The following is a 21493-nucleotide window of genomic DNA, read 5'->3' as shown; positions in this document are numbered from 1 at the left end:
ACTGCCGGTTAAACCGGCGTGCCGGATTCGTTAAGATTCCTTCAAAATTTAACCTTGCCCGGTCCTCATCCGGACGAAAGACTGCTGGGTTTCAGCATACTTTGTTATATTAGCCCCTTAAAAGTTATTTTGCTATGTCATACCCGTATCAGATCACATCGATCGAACAATATCACGAGGATTATAAGAAAAGTGTGGAGGATCCGGAAGGATTCTGGAGTGAAGTAGCCGATGATTTTGTGTGGAAGAAAAAACAGCCATTCAGCCGTAAAGTGCTGGACTGGAATTTCAGCACACCCAAGATCAAATGGTTCGAAGGCGCCAAACTCAATATCACAGAAAATTGTCTGGACCGGCACCTGGAAAGTCGCGGTGATGTGCCGGCCATTGTATGGGAACCGAACGATCCTAATGAAAAGACCCGGACCCTGACCTATAAGGTTTTGCACCGTAAAGTCTGTGAATTCGCACAGGTACTGCGTAATAATGGGGTGGAAAAAGGCGACCGTGTATGCATTTACATGGGGATGGTTCCCGAACTAGTCATTGCCGTGCTGGCCTGCGCCCGGATCGGTGCCATACATTCTGTTATTTTCGGAGGTTTTTCGGCCCAGAGTATTTCCGACCGGCTGGATGATGCCAGGGCGGAATATATTATTACCTGTGACGGCGCATACCGGGGGGCCAAGGACATCCCGTTAAAATCGATCATTGATGACGCCATGGTTGGTAATAAGACCGTAAAGCGTATTATTGTCCATACCCGGACCCGTACGCCGGTGAGCATGATCAAGGGCCGGGATGTCTGGTGGCGGGATGAAGTGGATGATGTCATCGAAAGTATGCAGGACGAAGTGCTGAAAATACCGGCCGCGGAAATGGATGCCGAAGATCCTTTATTTATACTGTATACATCAGGCAGCACCGGCAAGCCCAAAGGAGTAGTGCATACCACAGCCGGATACATGATCTGGACGACTTATTCCTTTGTCAATGTTTTTCAGTACCAGCCGGGAGAAGTCTTCTTTTGTACCGCAGATATCGGATGGATCACCGGGCACAGCTATATCGTATATGGTCCGCTGGCAGCCGGCGCGACCTGTCTGATGTTCGAAGGGATTCCGACCTGGCCGGATGCCGGACGATTCTGGGATATTGTCGATAAACATCAGGTGAATATTCTGTATACTGCACCTACGGCTATCCGTTCCCTGATGAGTTATGGCCAGGATCCGCTCAAAGGCAAGGATCTGTCTTCCCTCCGGGTCCTGGGTTCTGTGGGCGAACCTATCAACGAAGAAGCCTGGCATTGGTATGACGAAAATATTGGTAAGAAGAAATGCCCGATCGTTGATACCTGGTGGCAGACAGAAACTGCAGGCATTCTGATCAGTAACCTGGCCGGTATTACGCCGTCCAAACCCAGCTGGGCTACCCTGCCACTGCCGGGCGTACAGCCCGTTTTGGTCGATGAAAACGGTAACGAAGTCACAGAATTTACCGATATCCACCTCAGTGGTAATCTGTGTATGAAAGCTCCCTGGCCGGGGATATTGAGAACAACCTGGGGAGACCATGACCGGTGTAAAACGACCTATTTCAGCACTTATGAGAATAAGTATTTTACAGGGGATGGCGCCTTTAAGGATGAAGAAGGCAATTACAGGATCACCGGTCGTGTGGATGATGTACTGAATGTGAGCGGACACCGATTGGGTACGGCTGAAGTAGAGAATGCCATCAATATGTTTGCCAGCGTGGTAGAAAGTGCGGTTGTGGGTTACCCCCATGACGTCAAGGGGCAGGGCATCTATGCCTATGTCGTACTGGACCCCAAACGCCGCCATACTGAAGATGATTCACTCACAAAAAAGGACCTGTTGGAAACGGTCAGCCGGATCATCGGCCCTATTGCCAAACCGGATAAAATTCAGTTCGTCAGTGGTCTGCCCAAGACCCGAAGTGGCAAAATCATGCGTCGGATCTTAAGAAAGGTGGCCGAAGGTGAAACCGAAAACCTGGGCGATACCACGACCCTGCTGGATCCTGCCATAGTGGATGAGATCAAATCAGGAAAGGTGTAAAACGGACGGTTGATCGTCTGTAAAATAATGGAAGCGGTCTTCGGACCGCTTTTTTCGGCGCTGTGGCCTTCGCAAAATGCAGCTTATATTTGCCGTATGCAGTACTCCCTTATCTTTTTTTGGTCCCTGGTCACACTCACAGCAGTACTGTTGTTTTATTATCTGTATTTCTTCAGGCGGCTGGCCTTTTACCAGTCCTGTCCGGCCCCCAAACCGGCAGCACCCCTGACGGTCATTGTTTGCGCCAGAAATGAAGCCTATTGGCTCGAGCGTCACCTGCCCCGACTATTGGTTCAGCAATATACTGCGGCTTTTACGCTATTGGTCGTGAATGATAATTCCAGAGATGAAAGTCGTCAGTTGCTGGACTGGATGGCAAGGGAACACCACCGCCTGCGCCCCCTCCATCTGGAAAGAGAGGCGGATATCTATATGGGAAAAAAATACCCCCTTTCCATCGGCATTCTGGAAGCTTCTACCGACCGGCTGCTTTTAACCGATGCCGACTGTCATCCGGCCTCACCACTTTGGGCGGCCAAAATGCAGGAAGGCTTTACCGAAGGCATCGAAATTGTGCTGGGCTATGGCGCTTATGAAAAACATCCTGGTTGGTTGAACCGGATTATCCGGATGGAAACCTTCCACAGTGGCTTGCAATATCTTTCTTATGCCCTGGCCGGACAAGCTTATATGGGTGTAGGCCGCAATATCAGCTATACCAAATCCCTGTTCAAAAAAAATAAGGGGTTTGCATCCATCAGCCACCTGCCTGGCGGTGATGATGACCTTTTTATCAGTAAGGCTGCCACGGCCCGCAATACGGCCATCGTAATTGATAATGCCGCACATACGATCAGTATTCCTGAAAAAACCTGGCGGAACTGGAAGCGGCAGAAAACCCGGCACTACAGTACTTCCAAATATTATAAACCGCGACACAAACTGCTCCTGGGTCTGTACAGCCTTTCGCAGTTTGGCTTTTATCCGCTGGTGATTGCCACCGCCTGTTGCTTTAGCTGGTCATGGGCCCTGGGACTCTGGCTGATCAAGACGGCCGTTCAGTACATCATTTTTTCCAGATCCATGAAAAAACTGAACGAAGCCGACCTGACACCCTGGATTTTTCTGATAGATCTCTGGATGATGCTGTATTACCTGATCTTTGCACCCACGCTTTGGAAAAAAACTAAAAAAGAATGGTGAGCCTGGCGGAGACAACACCTTCCTTATTACAACACATGGAACTCGTATTAAAATATTTTTCAGAATTCACGCCCACCCAGATCGGGCAACTTGAAGCATTAGACGGTCTCTATAAGGACTGGAATGAAAAAATAAATGTGATCAGCAGAAAGGATATTGACAGTCTGTATGAAAAACATGTCCTGCATTCCTTAAGTATTGCTGCAGTCTATCATTTTCGTGCCGGAGCGCAGATTGTTGATCTCGGTGCCGGTGGCGGATTCCCGGGCATTCCGCTGGCCATATTCTTTCCCGAAGTTGAATTTCTGATGGTGGACAGTATTGGCAAGAAATTAAAAGTGATCGATGCGGTGGCGGAGGCGATAGGATTGACCAATGTCCGTACCCGCCACTGCCGGATAGAAGAAATTAAAGACACCCAGTTTGATTTTGTGGTCTCCAGGGCCGTGGCGCCCTTAAAAGACCTCTGGTCTTGGAGCCGACCCCTGATTCGCAAGTCAACTTCCAACGCCCGGCAGGAGGACAGCACGGCTCCGGGTCTGATCTGCCTGAAAGGCGGAGACCTCAATGAGGAAATCAGCAGCAGCGGAACACGTCCCTATATTACGCCGATATACGAACTTTTCAGGGAAGCTTATTTTCAGGAAAAATACCTGCTCTATGTCCCCAGATAACAATGCACTTAATCCGAGGTTTCTGTCGAAACAACAAATTCCATATTGAATTGCGAATACAGGACCAGCCGGGGACGGATGCACCGATTTCTCTTTACCTGCAAAATCAGCAATAGTTAAACGATTGTCTACGGATCAGGGTAGTTTCATCAGATTGTTTTTCCGTTCCACATCGGCCATTCGCTGGCTGGGATCGATCTCTATCGAGGAAATTTGTGCCAATTTCAGATCTGTTTCTATTACGTATTTATGCTGGGTCCATTTCCAGGCAGGATAAGTTTTCCAACCGGCATGTCCCTGGGCAGTTTTAGCTCCATACATGAGGTCCAAAGGAATATTATGCCATTGACGTTTATACTTTTTGTCGGAAATACACACATCAACCGGCATTGGCATCTGACCATCATTACGTAAACGGATCAAGGTCTTATTTCCCTGCTCCCAGACACTATCGATGGCATAATCGATGGTTTTGGTGCTGGATACCCAGAATTCCTGGTACCAGTCGAGTTCGATATGACTGACTTTTTCCGCGAGTCGGATAAAATCGGAAGCCGTCGGATGTTTGAATTTCCAGACACGGTAGTATTCCAATAAAATTTTATCCCGGGTTTCAGCCCCGACGATATAACCCAATTGCTCCAGAAAAACCGCCCCTTTGGAATAACTGGCCACACTATAGGCCGCATTGGTATTGAAATGGTCCGCATGGGTGGTCAACGGCTCTTCCAGCTGGCTTTTCACCAGATTAAAGTAGCTCTGATAACTGTCGATTTGTTCCGTTGTGTAGGTTGTGCTGCTCCGCCGGTCCTGGGTCCGCTGTTCTGCATAAGTTGTAAAACCTTCATCCATCCAGGCATAGGTAGACTCATTGGTGGCCAATACACCCTGATACCAACTATGGAACCATTCGTGCAACCAGGCACCGGGACTGGCCAGTAGAGTCGCCATGGGATACTCCATACCCCCGTCCCCACCGGTTATAAAGGAATACTGTTTATAAGGATAAGCACCAAAATGTTGTTCCATAAAGGGATAGGCCAGTTGTGCCATGTACAAAATCTTTTCCCAGTCCGCCTCCGACTTGCCGGCAAGCTTGTACAGCAGGTGCAGGGTTAGTCCATTGGATAAGGTTAATGACCGATGCACAAATTCCGGATCAGCTGCCCACATAAAATCGTGCACTTTCGGCGCATGAAAACGCCAGGTAAGTTTATCACCTGCGGGGCGGTTCACCTTTGTTCCCAATGGCTCATAACCATGCCCGATTGTTTCAGGATTTTGCAAGTATCCTGTCCCCCCCAGAATATAGTTTTTATCGATGGTGATATTGACGTCAAAATCACCGAAATCCCCATAAAACTCACGGCCTACATAGGGATCGGGATGCCAGCCATCCCGGTCGTAAGCAGCCATCTTGGGATACCACTGACTCATCGAATATCTTACTTCTGTGAGGGGATTATCTCTACCTGAACGCCGAATCTGCAGCGGCACCTGGGCATTAAAGGCCATTTCGAAAACTACTTTCTGTCCGGGAAGTATCGGTTTGGTCAGTGGCACTACTAAAATGGTTTCCTGCACCTCGAACTTCTGTGGCACCCCGTTCATCTTTAGGGAAGTCACTTTCTGGTATCCGATCTCGTCCGGCTTCAGTTGACTGATCCGGTCCCTGACCCGCGGATCCCAGTCGGATCTGGCACCTATCTGAATGGTACCCTGCCTGCGGCTGCGCTGGTCCATCATGCTGCCAGGCTGAAAGGCATTCCAGTACAAATGATAGAATACCCGATCCAGGGTATCCGGAGACTGGTTCCAGTATTCCAGTTTCTGGGTGCCGGTAAACTGATTGGTTGTAACATCCATATTGATATCCATCTGGTATTTAACACGCTGCTGCCAGTACCCTTGCTGCGCATAGGTATTGGAAACGAAAAAACAGACAATCAGAACGGAGATAATTTTTCGATACATCATAGCAAAACTTTAAATTCTTTCAACGATAATAGAATAGAAACAAAAATAGGGTTTACCCCGAATAACAGCGCCCGTCATGAGAGAAAGATGCCTTTTATTGGGAGGAACGGCAGTCTTAAGCTACTCAGGAAGAAATCCCTGTTCCTGTAACCAGGTTTTCAGATCCGCCATCCAGTCCCCGGATTCTTTTTTATTATGCATCCCAAAACCATGACCTCCTTTTTCAAAGGAACGGAGCTGGGCTGCAATATGGTGGGATTGCAGTTGTTGGTAATATATGACACTGTTTTTATACGGCACACCTTTATCATCCTTCGCATGAACCAGAAAAGCAGGTGGCGTATTATCATCTACATTCCATTCATTAGAATATTTTTTCACCAGCGCAGGGTCAGTCGTAGTACCGATCAGGTTTTCCCGGCTCCCCTTGTGCATCAGGCTATCCGTAAAGCTAATGACAGGATAACCAAGGACGGAAAAATCCGGACGAAAAGAAATCTTCTTAGGATTCTTTATCAGTTGTTCCCGGTAACGGGTTGAAAGGCTGGCAGCCAGATGGCCACCCGCTGAAAAGCCCATAATCCCTATCATATTAGGGTTGATGCCCCATTTTTTTGCGTTACCGCGAACCAGCTGGATGGCGCGTTCTGCGTCCTGCAAGGGCCCGATAGATTTATCCGTCATGCTGCGATTGTCTGGCAGGCGGTATTTTAGTACAAATGCAGTTATGCCCCACTGATTGAGCGCTTTGGCCACATCTGTCCCTTCGTGACTGAATGCCAGAATCCGGTAACCACCTCCGGGACAAATAATAACGGCGGTACCATTGGGATGCTCGGGTTGAAACCGCGTCAATTCCGGTTGAGTGACATTACTGATCCGGAGAATTCCATCATCGCCTACTTCGTGCTTTTCCTCCATATCAGTGGGCTTACTGTTCGGAACGATTTTATATAAAGGCAGCGTCTGCTGCGCCGTCAGGGACATGGACATCAAAAGCATCGTCATAAAAAATATCAATTTCATTCTCGGGTTTTTTATCCAGAAATTAAGTTCACCAGCAATAGGTCTTGGATTAATAAATCCTGATTCAAAAATTCAGCTCCGGTTAAAGATAAAATTAATTTTCAATTTTAGTACACCCTTGATATAGGCCGCTCTTATTCCTCTTCGAATTCAAAAACAAGAGGTACTTCTTATGGCGCTTTACTTACTGAAGTTCTGAAAGAATTATTTTTTTCTGTTTAAAGATATTGGTCATCGCCCTTTCCCTAACCTGAGGGTCACTGCTGTTTATCAGGTCAAAATATTCTACCGGCACGACCTGCCATGATAAACCATATTTATCCTTGCACCAACCGCAGACACTTTCCTGTCCACCGTTTGCAGTTAAAGCATCCCAATAGTAGTCTACTTCCTGCTGATCTTTGCAATTTACCACAAAAGAGACCGCCTCATTAAATTTGAAATAAGGGCCTGCCGCCAGGATACTGAATTCCATCCCATTGATCTCGATCGTGGCCGTCTCGAATTCACCGCCTCCGCCTTCTGGTGGGTTTGTATACTGATGGTGCTCCTTGAGTGTACCATCTTTAAAAATGGAAAGATAATAGTCAGCGACTGCTTTTGCATCCGTTGTCTCCATCCAGAGACAAGCGGTTATCTTTTGTGGTATCATGTCTATGCATTTTAGTGTTTCCTCGGAATTTGTATTAATATGTTTTGAAAAACGCAATCGAAACTTTCATACTTAGACCTGTTTAAAAGCAGGTCGTATTTGATAAAGTAAGGTACAAAAAATTAGCTTGCTGAAAGCATATATGGACAAACAGTTGCAGGACCAGTTTATCGTTGTGCTGCACGAAGCAGCCCGCTGCGCAACAGGTTGCGCCTTGTCCCTGGTTTTAAATCATTTTTTAAATGAAAAGGCAATGGAGACTCAGCGCTCAAAAGCAGGTTTCACTTCCGCCCAAAAAGCGTCCAGATTAATGATTTGTTCCTTGAGGAAACTGATAATCTCTGGCCAGCTGGTTCGGTCAAAAATACTCACCCCCTCCAATTCCTTGAAAATACGCGTTAGTTCGCTACCATCCTGCTCATAAACGGATTCCAGCCAGTTCCAGTCCGTCCCCGCAAAACTTTCAAAAAAACTTTGCATGGATCGAAACTGTTTCAGGCAATCCTGACGCTCAGATTTTAGGGGATGGTTCAGCTCGATGGCTACCCGGGCAATGCGTTTATCGACATCCATTCGGAAATAAATATGTCGAATGCCGGTCTTGTAATTAATCCAGTTGATGGTTTGGCCCTCAGCATTTGGTACCGGTTTCATATACCTGCCAAAACTCGTCCAGAATTCCTTTTTGATATGGGAAACTTCAGCCTTGCTGTACATCTTAATCTGTAAAAAGTGGAAACCCGAAGCGACTATCCCGCACTGACCTTGGTGCGCACTTTCCGACGGTAGTTTTTAAAAAGGCTCTGCCAACGCAGATTCAGGACGCCGAGTACGCCTTCCTTGATAATGCCTTTATTCATTTTTGATTGACCCACGGTACGATCCTGGAATATAATAGGTACTTCCTTTATTTTAAATCCCAGCTTCCAGGCAGCAAACTTCATCTCGATCTGGAAAGCATATCCTACAAAATTGATGCTGTCAAAATTAATGGCTTCTAACACATCGGCCCGGTAACAAACAAATCCCGCTGTCGGATCCTTAACCGGCATCCAGGTTATCAGACGGGTATATAGTGACGCACCGCGGGAAAGTGCGATCCGGTCCGCCGGCCAGTTGATCACCCCCCCTCCTTTAACATAGCGACTGCCTACGGCGACATCAGCATTCTGAAAACGGCAGGCTTCATACAGTCGGATCAGGTCCTTGGGGTTATGCGAAAAATCTGCGTCCATTTCGAAAAGAAAAGCATAGCCTCTTTCCAGCCCCCATTTAAACCCATGGATATAAGCAGTCCCCAGCCCCAGCTTACCTTTTCTTTCTTCCAGAAAAAGCCGGTCCCCAAATACTTCCTGCTGCTCCTTTACGAGCGTAGCTGTTCCGTCGGGTGAACCATCATCTACTATGAGTACATGAAAATCCTCCTGAAGCTCAAATACGGCTTTCAGTATGCGGATAATATTCTCACGCTCATTATAAGTGGGTATGATAACTAATTTCTCCAAAAATTAATTATTGATTGAATGAAGTGCCGATTATGGCGGACCGAGCTGAAAACCGGCGATTCCGGGTCAAATCAAAGTCACAGCCGCCAACTTTTATAGCTAAAAACGGGCTTATACTTTCAGACCTTTTAACCGACTCCTGGTAAAAATCTCGGTGAGCTTCTGCTTGGTTTGCTGTGGAAAGTCACCCCGCATCATCCAGTCATAGTACTGGGGTTCCCGGGCGAGCACATCCGCAACGGACTGGCCTTTATATTTGCCAAAATTGAACACCTCTTTGCCGTCCGCCATGATAAAGCGACGGGCGAAATCCACAATGACCTCGTCGCCCAAAAATTTATTAATCGTATCTACTGTGTTTCCCAGTTCCGGATATCGTTCCAGCTGTGCCTGTAACACTTCAAATGTAGCCGTCGCATCTGCCTCGGCAGAGTGGGCATCTTCCAGATCCTTGCCACAATAGTACTTATAGGCGGCTGATAGTGTCCGCGGTTCCATTTTATAAAATATATTCTGCACATCCAGCAACCGGCGTCCCTTCATGTCAAATTCCACTTCTGCCCTGAGAAATTCCTCAATCAGCAGCGGAATGTCAAAGCGGTTGGAATTATAACCTGCCAGATCACAATCTGCCAGAAACTGCTTTAATTCCTGTGCTGCCTGTTTAAATGTGGGCGCCTCTTTGACCATCTCATCTGTGATGCCATGAATATCACTGGAGCTTTGAGGAATCGGCATTTCCGGGTGGATCAGCTTTCTCTTTACATTGCGCGTACCATCAGGCAGGATTTTCACGATTGCGATCTCCACAATCCGATCCGTTCCCAGATTCACTCCGGTGGTTTCGAGGTCAATAAATGCAATGGGTTTGGTAATCTGTAGCATAATTATATTTAATGGCGGCTAAGTTAAAGAATCTTGGTTTGAAAAACGGGAAATTTACTGTTAAACCGCCAGGGGGTCGAACCCGCCCGCCTGCTGCATTCGAAGCATTATTTGCTGCGTTGTGCAGGGTGCATCAGGTCCGCTTTTAGGAATCCCTGGAAATCAGGAACCTGAAGCCGGCCATTGACAGCATCAGGTCCGTCAGTACCAAGATCATTCACATAGTCGCAGCGCCATCATTTCGATGAAAACCTGAGCAGGTCAAAGGCTGAAAACAAGGGAATCCTTATCCGGGTACTATGGAATCTGTAAACCGACAGTTTGCTGCTTCGGGCTGAGATTCCCGGCTAAAGATTCCCTTAAAAACTGTTTAAGGAATTTTCCTGCATAATATTTTAATTATTCTCAATAAGTTTCTATATTTGCCGCGCAATGACCAGTAATTTTATACATATCCATCATCATTTTATCAACTTACAGCAGTAAGCCGGTGGTGCTATGTATCAACAATATATAAAAGGCTTACAATTTGTAAGCCTTTTTTGTTAGGTACCTTTCCTGGTCCGCAAAACAGGGTTTGAATTCAATTTAAAATGTAAACTTAAAAGACCTATTAGCATGGCAACAGTAAAAAAGCAGCGGAAAGCTAGTTCCGGCGAACCAAATGGCAAAAAAAAGGGAACAGCCCGCAACACTGATCTGCTGCGGATCGCCGTTCAGAAATCAGGCCGACTCAACGAAGGCTCGATGAAATTGCTCAAAGAATGCGGTATCGATGTGCCTGCAGGCAACAATCAATTAAAAATAAAGGTGGAGAACTTCGATGCGGAAATCCTGTTCCTGCGCGATGACGATATTCCCGAATATGTTCAGGACGGTGTTGCCGATATTGGCTTTGTGGGTGAAAATGTCGCCATTGAAAAAAACAAGGACACCAGAATTATCGAAAAACTGGGCTATGGTAAATGCCGCCTTTCCCTGGCACTGCCCAAAGGCACCACACCAAAAAACATGCAGGCACTCAATGGGATAAAAATTGCCACCAGCTACCCTTTTATCCTGAAAAAATGGCTTAAACAGCAAAAAATTAACGCTGAAATCCACAATATCAGTGGCTCAGTGGAGATCGCCCCCCGTATCGGACTGGCCGATGCCATTTGTGATCTGGTCAGCAGTGGCAGTACACTTTTTAGTAACGAATTGTACGAGTACGAAACTATCCTGAAATCTGAAGCCGTACTGATCAGTGGAAAAAATCTTTCTCCCGGTAGTCAGGCCCTGTTGGATCAACTGTTGTTCCGCATCCGTTCGGTCAAGAAGGCCAAATACACAAAATACGTGCTCCTGAACGCGCCCAATGAGCATCTCGAGCAGATCTGCCGTTACCTGCCAGGCATCAACAGTCCGACAATTGTACCGTTGGCGAAAAAAGGATGGTCGTCCGTACACTCGGTAATCGGCGAAAATGATTTCTGGAAAGTCATTGAAAAATTAAAACAGGCCGGTGCGGAAGGAATCTTAATTTTACCCATCGAAAAGATCATTGAGTAAAGGCTGTCCCATTGTTAGCCAGTTTAGCATCACTAAATGATAAATTGAAGCTTTGAAACTGTACAAATACCCCTCCGAGAAGACCTGGCCCCAAATCTGTCAGCGGCCGGTACAAAACAGCGCAGCCATTGCGCCTGCGGTTAATAAAATCATATACGATGTGGCCAATAACGGCGACGCGGCGCTGAAGCGGTATGCAGAACAGTTCGACGGCGTCCGGCTCAAAAGCCTTGCTGTCAGCAAAAAAGAACTGGAGGTGGCCATAAAACAGATCGACCCTCAACTGAAAAAAGCCATTGGGATTGCGAAAACCAATATCCAGAAATTTCATGCGGCACAGAAACAGGCCACGGTCAAAATAGAAACCACCAGGGGTGTTTTCTGCTGGCGGGAATCCCGTGCGATTGAAAAAGTAGGTCTGTATATACCCGGAGGCTCGGCACCGTTATTTTCTACCGTGCTGATGCTGGCCATTCCTGCTGCCCTGGCCGGTTGCCAGGAAATAGTCCTTTGTACGCCTCCCAATGCCAAAGGAAGGATCGATAACAGTATTCTCTATGCGGCTTCAATTTGTGGCATCAAGAAAATATTTAAGGTAGGGGGCGCCCAGGCTATTACCGCCATGGCCTATGGTACCAAGACCATTCCGGCAGTTTATAAAATCTTCGGACCGGGCAACCAGTATGTAATGGCGGCCAAACAATTGTTGCAAAGTAAGGTGGCCATTGATATGCCTGCCGGCCCTTCGGAGGTCCTGGTAATTGCTGATAAAACAGCCGTACCCGCATATGTAGCCGCCGATTTGCTGGCGCAGGCAGAACATGGCCCTGACTCCCAGGTGATGCTGGTCTGTACTTCAGAAAATATCGCCCAGGAAGTGCGGTTGGCACTGGACCAGCAACTACCACAGCTGGCACGCCGACAGATCGCCGCCCGCGCCCTGGAATACGCCCGGATTATTGTAGTAAAAGAATTAAAAAATGCTATCGCATTTTCAAATATGTATGCACCGGAGCACCTGATTCTGGCCTGTAAGACCAGTAGCACCCTGCTGCGACAGATCACAGCCGCCGGGTCCGTATTTATTGGTAATTATTCTCCTGAATCAGTGGGAGATTATGCCAGCGGCACCAATCATACCCTGCCTACCAACGGTTATGCCACGGCCTACAGTGGTGTATCGCTGGATAGTTTCTATAAAAAAATCACCTTCCAGCAACTGAGCCAGGCAGGATTGAAACAGATTGCCCCAACGGTGATTACAATGGCGGATGCGGAAGGTCTTCAGGCCCATAGCGCCGCTGTACAGGTTCGTTTGAATACCAGAACCCAAAAGAATTAAATAATACGCCCAATTTTAAGAAGTCATTACCAAGATGGATTTTCAGTTAACCCCGCTTATCCGGGATAATATCCGGAAGCTCGCCCCTTATACCACGGCCAGACATGAGTTTACCGGTCAGGCTTCGGTCATGCTTGACGCGAATGAGAATGCGATTGGCTCACCGGTTTCCCTTGATACCGGCAATTTTCACGAAAGCCTCAACCGATACCCCGATCCCGTTCAATTACAGTTAAAACAACGGATCAGTGAAATTAAAGGGATACCGGTCGATCATATCTTTACCGGTAATGGTTCCGATGAAGCCATTGATGTTTTGATGCGGATTTTCTGTGAACCGGGCATCGATAATATTATTACCCTGCCACCTACATATGGCATGTACAGTGTGAGTGCAGCCATTAATAATATCGCCGTCAGGGAAGTGCCGCTCAACAGCGAATATCAGATGGATATTGAAGCGATCGCAACAGCTGTCGATGAGCGTACAAAAATGATATTTATCTGTTCTCCCAATAACCCGACCGGCAACAGCATCCGTCGTCAGGATATTGAAATTGTACTGAATAATTTTGATGGCATCGTAGTGATCGATGAGGCTTATATCAATTATGCCCGTCAGAAAACATTTGCGCAGCAATTGATTGACTATCCCAACCTGGTAGTGATGCAGACACTTTCCAAGGCCTGGGGTCTGGCAGCGCTCAGGGTAGGAATGGCTTTTGCCAGTAAAGAGATTATACATTATATGAACAATGTCAAGTATCCATATAATATCAATGCAGCCGCCCAGACCCTGGCCTTGCAGGCATTGATGAATATTGACCAGGTCAATAACTGGACACGCAGCACGATCGAACAGCGGGAATGGCTTGAAAATGCCTTAAAGGACTGGTCGGGTACCGAAAAAATCTATCCTTCGGATGCCAATTTCCTGCTGGTGAAGATCACCGGTGCACAACAGGTTTTCGAATACCTGCAGACCCGCGGTATTATTGTACGCAACCGCAGTACCACGCCCGGTGCTGAGGGATGCCTGCGCATTACCGTTGGCACCCCCGAAGAAAATCAGAAACTCATGACCGCCCTGCAGGCCTATCCCGGAATTTCCGAAGCCTAACCGGGTTCATCAATTAAAATCATTTTATCTAAAGCGCATGGATCCGATTCAAACAACAAATAACGCGAACAAGCCGGCTGCCAGCCGGACGCCCGCCCGTAAAGTGCTCTTTATTGACAGGGATGGCACTTTAATCAATGAGGCGCCCCCGACTTACCAGCTGGATGCGATTGAAAAAATAACTTTTTACCCGGATGTATTTATCTGGATGTCCCGGATCGCCAAAGAAATGGATTTCGAACTGGTAATGATAACCAATCAGGACGGACTGGGCACCGACGCTTTTCCCGAATCCAGCTTCTGGCCCTATCAGGACCTGGTGATGCGGAATCTGGAAAGCCAGGGGATCGTTTTTAGTAAAGTATTTATCGACAAAACCTTTCCGGAACAGGAGGCCCCGACCCGCAAACCGGGAACAGGCCTGCTGGTTGACTATATAGATAATCCCGCCTACGACCTGAAGGGCTCCTATGTGATCGGCGACCGGATTACCGATATGCAACTGGCCAGAAATCTGGGCTCGAAAGGCATCTGGCTCAACCTGGATGAGTCCCTGGGGGCCGATGAGATTGCTTCCTCGCTAAAAGAGCTGGAATCCACCATTGTGCTGAAAACTAAAAACTGGGAGGATATTTACGGGCACCTCCAACTGGAAGCCCGGAGGGTTCAACACAGCCGTCATACCAATGAAACAAAAATAGATGTCGAAATCAACCTGGACGGCGCAGGCATCTGTGATATACAAACCGGCCTGGGCTTTTTTGATCATATGCTGCACCAACTGGGGCGCCACAGTGGCATCAACCTGAAAATTAATACCAGGGGTGATCTTCATATTGATGAACACCATACCATCGAGGATACCGCCATCGCATTGGGCGAAGCATTTCAACAGGCCCTGGGTAATAAAGCCGGAATGGAACGGTACGGATTCCTGTTACCAATGGATGATTGCCTCGCCCAGGTGGCTATCGATTTTGGCGGCCGTCCCTGGCTGGTCTGGGAAGCTGAGTTTAAACGCGAAAAGATCGGCGAAATGCCAACAGAAATGTTCTACCATTTCTTCAAGTCCTTTAGTGATGCAGCTAAATGCAACCTGAATATCAAAGCCGAAGGTGAAAACGAGCATCATAAGATCGAAGCTATTTTCAAAGGCCTGGCAAAAGCCATCAAAATGGCCATCCGGCGCAGTCCCGATAACCGGCAACTGCCCACCACCAAAGGTATTGTCTGAGTACCTGCAGCATATAATGAATCTCGAAATGAATAAAAATATCAATGAACCGGCAATCGCAACCGCGCCACAGGTTAAAGGCGGCGGCGGGGAACTGGTTATCATAAAATACAATGCCGGCAATATTCAGTCGGTACTTTTTGCACTGGAACGCATTGGTGTCCAGGCCCGGGTTACTGATGACCCCGAACAGATTCAGTCGGCGGCTAAAATAATCTTTCCAGGTGTCGGTGAAGCCAGTACGGCCATGGACTATCTCAAACAGCGCGGGCTGGACCAGTTGATCCTGAATGCCACCCAACCCCTGTTGGGCATTTGCCTTGGCATGCAGCTACTTTGCCGGCACAGCGAAGAGAATGACACGACCTGTCTGGGCATCTTTGATACGGAAGTCAGACGATTCCAGTCTCCCACCCTAAAGATCCCGCAAATGGGCTGGAATAATATCCAGTGTAAGGAAGATCCGCTATTCCAGGGTGTTCCGGATGACAGCTATTTTTATTTCGTGCACAGCTATTGCGCTGCGGTCCATCCTGACAGTATCGCTACGACCTATTATGGAGAGACCTTCAGCGCAGCGCTGCACCGCGACAATTTTTACGGCGTGCAATTTCACCCGGAAAAAAGCGCGGATGCCGGCCAGCGGGTGCTACAGAATTTTTTATCATTATAAACAAAGATTACAAGCAATAAAATTCCTTATGCAAATCATTCCTGCCATTGACATTATAGAAGGTAAATGTGTAAGACTCAGTAAGGGTGATTACCAACAAAAAAAAATATACAATGAAAATCCATTGGAGGTGGCCCGTAGTTTCGAAGACGCAGGCCTGGTGCGCCTGCACCTGGTAGACCTGGATGGTGCCAAGGCCGGAAAGGTGAAAAACTGGAAAGTACTGGAACAGATTGCCGGTCACACTGCCTTGCAAATAGATTTTTCCGGCGGTATCAGCAGTGATGAGAACCTGGCCATCGCCTTTAATTCAGGGGCTACCTATGCCGCTATCGGCAGCGTCGCCGTTAAAAACGAAGCACTGATGTTACAATGGATGGAAACCTACGGGGCGGCACATTTTATCCTGGGGGCAGATGTACTGGACCGGAAAATCCAGGTCAGGGGATGGACGGAATCCACCGACCTGGACATCATTGATTTTATCCGCAATTATAAAACCAAGGGACTGAACCGTTTCTTTTGTACCGATATTAGTAAAGACGGGCTGCTGGAAGGCAGTGCCACTGAACTTTATCGTTATCTTCTGGATGAAGTGCCTGGTATTGAGCTAATAGCCAGCGGCGGTGTAAGCAGTCTGGCCGATCTGGAAGCCTTACAGGCCGTGGGCTGTAATGGTGCAATTGTCGGGAAAGCCATTTATGAACAAAAAATTAGCCTCCGGGAGCTGGAGACATTCAACAGCCGGTCCTGAGCATGCAGGATCCTGTTTTGTAATGACATCATTTTAGATTAGAACATATGCTCGCAAAAAGAATCATACCCTGTCTGGATATTAAAGATGGCCGGACCGTCAAAGGCACCAATTTTGTGGCTTTGCGTGACGCAGGTGATCCTGTGGAACTGGCCATGCGTTACAGCCGTGAAGGTGCCGACGAACTGGTTTTTCTGGATATTACCGCTACCGTCGATAAACGCAGGACCCTGGCAACACTGGTCCGCAAGATCGCGACCCATATCAATATTCCTTTTACGGTGGGCGGCGGTATCAATTCCGTTGATGACGTTTCCCTACTACTGGAAAATGGAGCCGACAAGATATCTGTTAATACTTCCGCCGTAAAAAGACCGGCCCTGATTGAAGAACTGGCCAGGAATTTTGGCAGCCAATGTGTGGTGGTGGCGGTCGATATCAAACTGTTTGACGGCATCTGGAAAGTAGTTACCCACGGTGGCCGAACGCCTACCCCGCTGCTGGCAACCGAATGGGTCCGTCAGTGCCGGGACTATGGCGCCGGTGAAATCCTGCTGACTTCAATGGAAAATGACGGGACCAAGGCGGGATTTGCTACAGCAATAACGGCGACCATCAGCCAGTCCGTAAATATACCGGTAATCGCTTCCGGAGGCGCAGGTACGCTGACGCATTTTAAAGAGATTTTTACGGAGGGGCACGCCGATGCGGCCCTGGCTGCCAGCATTTTTCATTTCAGAGAAATTGAAATAAAAGAACTGAAATCCTATCTGAAACAAGAAAACATTGAAGTACGTTTGTAGCGATCCGGCAATTTTGGATATGCCTGCTTCGCAGGCAGTATAATTAAACAGATAAAAAATACGATATGATATCTCCCGATTTTTCTAAATACCCCGACGGCCTGATGCCTGTAATTATCCAGGATGCCGGCACACTTGAAGTACTTATGCTGGGCTTTATGAATGCGGAAGCACTCGAAAAGACCCGCCAGGAAGGCCGGGTCACGTTCTACAGTCGCAGCAAACAGCGCTTGTGGACCAAGGGAGAAAGTTCCGGACATTTTCTGAACGTTAATGAAATCCTGACGGATTGTGATCAGGATACTTTATTGATCAAGGCCAGTCCCCAGGGGCCTACCTGCCATACCGGTGATATCAGCTGTTTTGGTAAAGCCAATGATATTTTCTCGTTGCAGGCGCTGGAAAAAGTAATCAAAGACCGTAAAGACCATCCCACTGAAAAGTCCTATACGGCTTCACTATTCGCCAAGGGCATCAACAAAATTGCACAGAAGGTGGGTGAAGAAGCAGTGGAGATTGTCATCGAGGCCAAAGACGATAATAAGGACCTGTTCCTGGGTGAAGCAGCCGACCTGATGTTTCATTATCTGGTATTGCTGCAGGCAAAAGGGTATCAACTTTCTGAGGTCCTTGAGGTACTGGAAAGCAGACACAAAAAATAGTTCGTGATCGAGTGATAGTTTTGTGTACCGGGGTGTCTAGGAATGGTGTTTCAGCACTTCGGGTATAAAGGCTTTACTCTGTTCGATGGCATCCATCAGTTGGGCGGTAATCTGTTGGGCAGAAGCTTCATAATCAATTTCCAGCGGCTCCTTGAAAGTTACCGTCAAGCGCGTCCCTTTTTTACGCAGACTCACCCCCGTTTTATTAAATGCTTTTGAAAATCCATTGATGACAACCGGAATCACAATGGGCTTGTGGTGTTTAATGATCAACGCCGTCCCCTTTCTTGCAGGCGCATAAGGCGTGGTGGTGCCCTGGGGAAAAGTTATAATCCAGTTCCGCTGCAGGGAACGTTCAATTTTCCGGGTATCACTGGGATCCAGTCCGCTCCGTTGTTCCTGACTGCTTTCGTTCCAGGTCCTGCGGACGGTCAGGCCGCCGGCCAACAGAAACAAACGGCTCATCCAGCTGCTTTTCATGGTCTGTTCCGCGGCCACATAATTGACCCGCGTAAAAGGATTCAGAAAATAATACGGTAAACCCAACCGCGTACGCTTCCCCCATTTGATGGCTGAAAAAATGTGAAACAAAGTGATGACATCCAGAAAATAAGTCTGGTGGTTACAGACAAACAGTACATTCGAATCCGGTAATTGTTTCAGATGCGTGGCGCCTTTGATTCTCAGCCGATTGACAATAGCAATGCCTGGATAGGTAGACAAGCCTACAACGACATGTACCATTTTTCTCACAAGATTGGTACGTTTTAGTCTATTGATCAGTTTTCGCATTCAATACGGCAAAGTAATAGTTTAACAGAATTAAACTGCATAATAACGCAATTATTTTTTACACAGCTGAAAATTCCCGCACTTTCTGAACCTCAATTGCCCGCCTGTTCCAAATGCCGCCCATAATTGCTAACTTGAGCCGGTGAACATCCAGGAACTTCAAAATAATAAACCTTCACGTAAGAAACTGCTCTATCCTGTTAATGCCGAGCTGGCCAATTACCTTGTCCGCCAGGGCCGGGAAGTCAGTCTCCCGGTATCCCATAGGGATTTGTTGAATTTTACCTGGTCTGTCCCAATTCAGGATGCGGCCGGCAATGCTACATATTGGGAAAAAGCCATTTACGATAAAAGAGACTGGGATTTCCTGCGGGAAGGGCTGGTGCAGATTTATGCGGTATTGAAAACAGAAGGAGATATGAGTTTTGCCGATCAGCTGGATGTGGCCAGAATTGATTACTGCTCTTTCGGCAATTCCCTGCCCTTCCGGATCCGTATTGTTAATAAATACAACGCCAATTTTGACCATTATTATATCAAAATTACGGATGCCTCCAGGGTCTACGGTCTGGAGCTGGAACATTTTCTTTCGCCGAACCGGATTACCTTTTATACCGATGGCGGTACCCTTGTCGAGGAACATATCCCTGGCGTCGCGGGTGATGTATTCCTGGAGCAGTACCTGAATCAGAAAGAGACGAATAAAACCCGACTTGCCAAGGAATTTGTCAAATTCAATGAACGGTGTTTTGTACGGCTGCTGGGCGATATGCGGGCCTATAATTTTGTTGTTGTTGCCACCCCCGATATAGAAAGTTACCAATACCGGATCCGGGCAATCGATTTTGACCAACAATCCTATGAAGGCCGAAAACAGCTCTATAAACCCCAATTCTTCAAAGAGAATAACCTGTTTGTACAGACCGTGCTGCAGCAACTGAATTCCCAATCGATTGAACAGTATAAGGCGGAAGAACGATCGGCCATGGCTTATCGGGTCGCCGTAACCCGGTTCCGGCTGATGGAACTGCTCAATATCATGTCCCGGGACACCATCGCTCCGCTTGACAAACAGCTGGCCCTGGCCCGCCACTTGAATGAGGAATTTAAAACCGAAGCTTTTAACCGCTGTAATTCCATGGGACAATTGCTGAAGCTCCACCTCAAATACATGCTAAGGGGTAACCTCAAACTGATCCAGGAAAAAACCCGGATGCTGACCCGACGAAAACAGTGAGCATGAACCCGCCGGCCGAATGAGAGCGGCAAACCGCCCTGAGAAAAGGAAAAAGGATGCTACCGGTCCCGGCATCCGAATGCAACCGATATCATTCGAAACCCTTGCTAATCCTGACAAAAAGGACTTGAAAGCCCGCTGATTATTTTTAATTTTTCACCGATTATTGCTATCTTAGCGACCCCGTGTTTCAAACACACGATATTTTATTTTAAAACCCAATTTTTAGAAAAAATGAGCAAATACAAAGCCGGCGTCCTGCACGGCAAAGAGCTTGAAGCCCTTTACAATGATGCTAAAGACAATAATTTCGCCCTACCTGCAGTCAATGTAGTGGGTACAGACAGCGTCAATGCGGTTTTAGAGACGGCCGCCAAAGTGAATTCACCCGTAATGATTCAGTTCAGTAACGGTGGCGCTCAGTTTTTTGCCGGAAAGGCCATGCCCAATGATAATTTACAGGCTAATATTTATGGCGCTGTAAGCGGTGCCCTGCATGTACATACAGTGGCTAAATATTACGGTGTTCCCGTGGTGCTGCACACCGATCACGCGGCTAAAAAATGGCTGCCCTGGATCAGTACGCTGATCGACGAGGGTGAAAAATTCTATAAAGAAAAAGGTCAACCCCTGTACAGCTCTCATATGCTGGACCTGAGCGAAGAGCCCATTGAAGAAAACGTCGCCACGTCAGTAGAGTTCTTCAAACGTATGGCACCCCTGGGTATGAGCATTGAAATTGAATTGGGTGTTACCGGTGGTGAAGAGGATGGCGTAGACAATACAGATATTGACAATTCCAGATTATATACCCAGCCGGAAGAAGTCGCTTATGCTTACGAGCAGTTAAGCCAGGTAAGTAATATGTTTACCATTGCCGCTGCTTTTGGAAATGTACATGGCGTTTATAAACCCGGAAACGTTCAGCTGACCCCCACCATTCTGGACAACAGCCAGAAGTATATTGCTGAAAAATTCAAGACCGGTGATAAACCTGTATATTTTGTATTCCATGGCGGAAGTGGTTCGGAGAAAGAAAAAATCACCGAAGCCATCGGATATGGCGCAATTAAAATGAACCTGGATACAGATATGCAATGGGCTTTTGCTGAAGGCGTATTTGATTATTACAAGAAAAATGAAGCCTATCTCCAGGGGCAACTGGGTAATCCTGAAGGGGATGACAAACCCAACAAAAAATACTACGATCCCCGCGTTTGGTTACGCAAAGGTGAAGAGACATTTGTAAAACGTCTCGAAACCGCCTTCCAGGATCTGAACTGTATTGGTAAAAATGCCTAAGTTGCACTTTCAGTGAA

20 protein-coding genes are annotated in these 21493 nt (G+C 47.3%); 13 read left to right on the top strand and 7 right to left on the bottom strand.

Going from position 1 to position 21493, the window contains the following annotated elements:
• Positions 1-134: 134 nt before the first annotated feature.
• The 3 genes from acs (at position 135) to rsmG (ending at position 3961) form a co-directional block, all read left to right on the top strand.
• Entirely contained in the window at positions 135-2084 is a 1950-nt protein-coding gene (gene acs / locus ACYVI9_RS12200) for an acetate--CoA ligase (RefSeq protein WP_460764846.1), read from the top strand.
• A 96-nt stretch (positions 2085-2180) separates the two neighbouring features.
• Complete coding sequence (locus ACYVI9_RS12195; protein WP_460764845.1) at positions 2181-3287, top strand: glycosyltransferase; 1107 nt, start codon at positions 2181-2183, stop codon at positions 3285-3287.
• Entirely contained in the window at positions 3281-3961 is a 681-nt protein-coding gene (rsmG, locus tag ACYVI9_RS12190) for a 16S rRNA (guanine(527)-N(7))-methyltransferase RsmG (RefSeq protein WP_460764844.1), read from the top strand. Before ACYVI9_RS12195 ends, rsmG begins: the two co-directional genes overlap by 7 nt.
• 135 nt (positions 3962-4096) lie before the next feature.
• On the opposite strand, the gene ACYVI9_RS12185 is transcribed toward rsmG, so the two are convergent.
• From ACYVI9_RS12185 to ACYVI9_RS12160, 6 genes are all read right to left on the bottom strand, one after another.
• On the bottom strand, positions 4097-5938 hold the full coding sequence (locus ACYVI9_RS12185; RefSeq protein WP_460764843.1) for a M1 family metallopeptidase: 1842 nt from the start codon (positions 5936-5938) through the stop codon (positions 4097-4099).
• A 120-nt stretch (positions 5939-6058) separates the two neighbouring features.
• Positions 6059-6964 carry an alpha/beta hydrolase gene (locus tag ACYVI9_RS12180; protein ID WP_460764842.1) on the bottom strand — a complete coding sequence of 302 codons (906 nt, stop codon included), beginning with the start codon at positions 6962-6964 and terminating at the stop codon, positions 6059-6061.
• Between the two features lie 184 nt (positions 6965-7148).
• The gene (locus ACYVI9_RS12175; protein WP_460764841.1) at positions 7149-7616 is read right to left on the bottom strand and encodes a VOC family protein; all 468 of its coding nucleotides are present in this window, start codon (positions 7614-7616) and stop codon (positions 7149-7151) included.
• 261 nt (positions 7617-7877) lie between these two features.
• Entirely contained in the window at positions 7878-8333 is a 456-nt protein-coding gene (locus ACYVI9_RS12170; RefSeq protein ID WP_460764840.1) for a DUF4268 domain-containing protein, read from the bottom strand.
• Positions 8334-8365: 32 nt separating this feature from the next.
• Complete coding sequence (locus ACYVI9_RS12165) at positions 8366-9121, bottom strand: polyprenol monophosphomannose synthase (RefSeq protein ID WP_460764839.1); 756 nt, start codon at positions 9119-9121, stop codon at positions 8366-8368.
• A gap of 111 nt (positions 9122-9232) precedes the next feature.
• Positions 9233-10006 (bottom strand): exonuclease domain-containing protein, encoded by a 774-nt coding sequence (locus ACYVI9_RS12160; RefSeq protein ID WP_460764838.1) that lies wholly within the window; start codon positions 10004-10006, stop codon positions 9233-9235.
• A gap of 618 nt (positions 10007-10624) precedes the next feature.
• On the opposite strand from ACYVI9_RS12160, the gene hisG reads away from it, so the two are divergent.
• The 8 genes from hisG (at position 10625) to hisIE (ending at position 18145) form a co-directional block, all read left to right on the top strand.
• Complete coding sequence (hisG, locus tag ACYVI9_RS12155) at positions 10625-11557, top strand: ATP phosphoribosyltransferase (RefSeq protein WP_460764837.1); 933 nt, start codon at positions 10625-10627, stop codon at positions 11555-11557.
• A gap of 52 nt (positions 11558-11609) precedes the next feature.
• Positions 11610-12899: a histidinol dehydrogenase gene (gene hisD, locus ACYVI9_RS12150; RefSeq protein WP_460764836.1), complete on the top strand. Its 1290-nt coding sequence runs from the start codon at positions 11610-11612 to the stop codon at positions 12897-12899.
• 34 nt (positions 12900-12933) lie between these two features.
• Positions 12934-14019, top strand: coding sequence for a histidinol-phosphate transaminase (gene hisC, locus ACYVI9_RS12145; RefSeq protein WP_460764835.1), 1086 nt, complete (start codon positions 12934-12936; stop codon positions 14017-14019).
• 37 nt (positions 14020-14056) lie between these two features.
• Positions 14057-15253 carry a bifunctional histidinol-phosphatase/imidazoleglycerol-phosphate dehydratase HisB gene (hisB, locus tag ACYVI9_RS12140; RefSeq protein ID WP_460764834.1) on the top strand — a complete coding sequence of 399 codons (1197 nt, stop codon included), beginning with the start codon at positions 14057-14059 and terminating at the stop codon, positions 15251-15253.
• A 28-nt stretch (positions 15254-15281) separates the two neighbouring features.
• Positions 15282-15926, top strand: coding sequence for an imidazole glycerol phosphate synthase subunit HisH (hisH, locus tag ACYVI9_RS12135; RefSeq protein WP_460764833.1), 645 nt, complete (start codon positions 15282-15284; stop codon positions 15924-15926).
• Between the two features lie 28 nt (positions 15927-15954).
• Positions 15955-16680, top strand: a complete 726-nt coding sequence (gene hisA / locus ACYVI9_RS12130) for a 1-(5-phosphoribosyl)-5-[(5-phosphoribosylamino)methylideneamino]imidazole-4-carboxamide isomerase (RefSeq protein ID WP_460764832.1) — start codon at positions 15955-15957, stop codon at positions 16678-16680.
• 47 nt (positions 16681-16727) lie between these two features.
• On the top strand, positions 16728-17483 hold the full coding sequence (hisF, locus tag ACYVI9_RS12125) for an imidazole glycerol phosphate synthase subunit HisF (protein ID WP_460764831.1): 756 nt from the start codon (positions 16728-16730) through the stop codon (positions 17481-17483).
• Between the two features lie 65 nt (positions 17484-17548).
• Positions 17549-18145 carry a bifunctional phosphoribosyl-AMP cyclohydrolase/phosphoribosyl-ATP diphosphatase HisIE gene (gene hisIE, locus ACYVI9_RS12120; protein WP_460764830.1) on the top strand — a complete coding sequence of 199 codons (597 nt, stop codon included), beginning with the start codon at positions 17549-17551 and terminating at the stop codon, positions 18143-18145.
• A gap of 36 nt (positions 18146-18181) precedes the next feature.
• Here hisIE and ACYVI9_RS12115 read toward each other — a convergent pair whose 3' ends face one another.
• Complete coding sequence (locus ACYVI9_RS12115; RefSeq protein WP_460764930.1) at positions 18182-18889, bottom strand: lysophospholipid acyltransferase family protein; 708 nt, start codon at positions 18887-18889, stop codon at positions 18182-18184.
• 190 nt (positions 18890-19079) lie between these two features.
• Here ACYVI9_RS12115 and ACYVI9_RS12110 point away from each other — a divergent pair, with 190 nt between their 5' ends.
• Both ACYVI9_RS12110 and fbaA read left to right on the top strand, forming a co-directional pair.
• Positions 19080-20174 (top strand): hypothetical protein, encoded by a 1095-nt coding sequence (locus tag ACYVI9_RS12110; RefSeq protein WP_460764829.1) that lies wholly within the window; start codon positions 19080-19082, stop codon positions 20172-20174.
• Positions 20175-20408: 234 nt separating this feature from the next.
• Positions 20409-21476 (top strand): class II fructose-bisphosphate aldolase, encoded by a 1068-nt coding sequence (gene fbaA, locus ACYVI9_RS12105; protein ID WP_460764828.1) that lies wholly within the window; start codon positions 20409-20411, stop codon positions 21474-21476.
• The last annotated feature ends 17 nt before the right edge of the window (positions 21477-21493 follow it).

Source organism: Niabella terrae (assembly GCF_054783135.1).
This window is presented reverse-complemented; position numbering and strand designations above follow the sequence as displayed.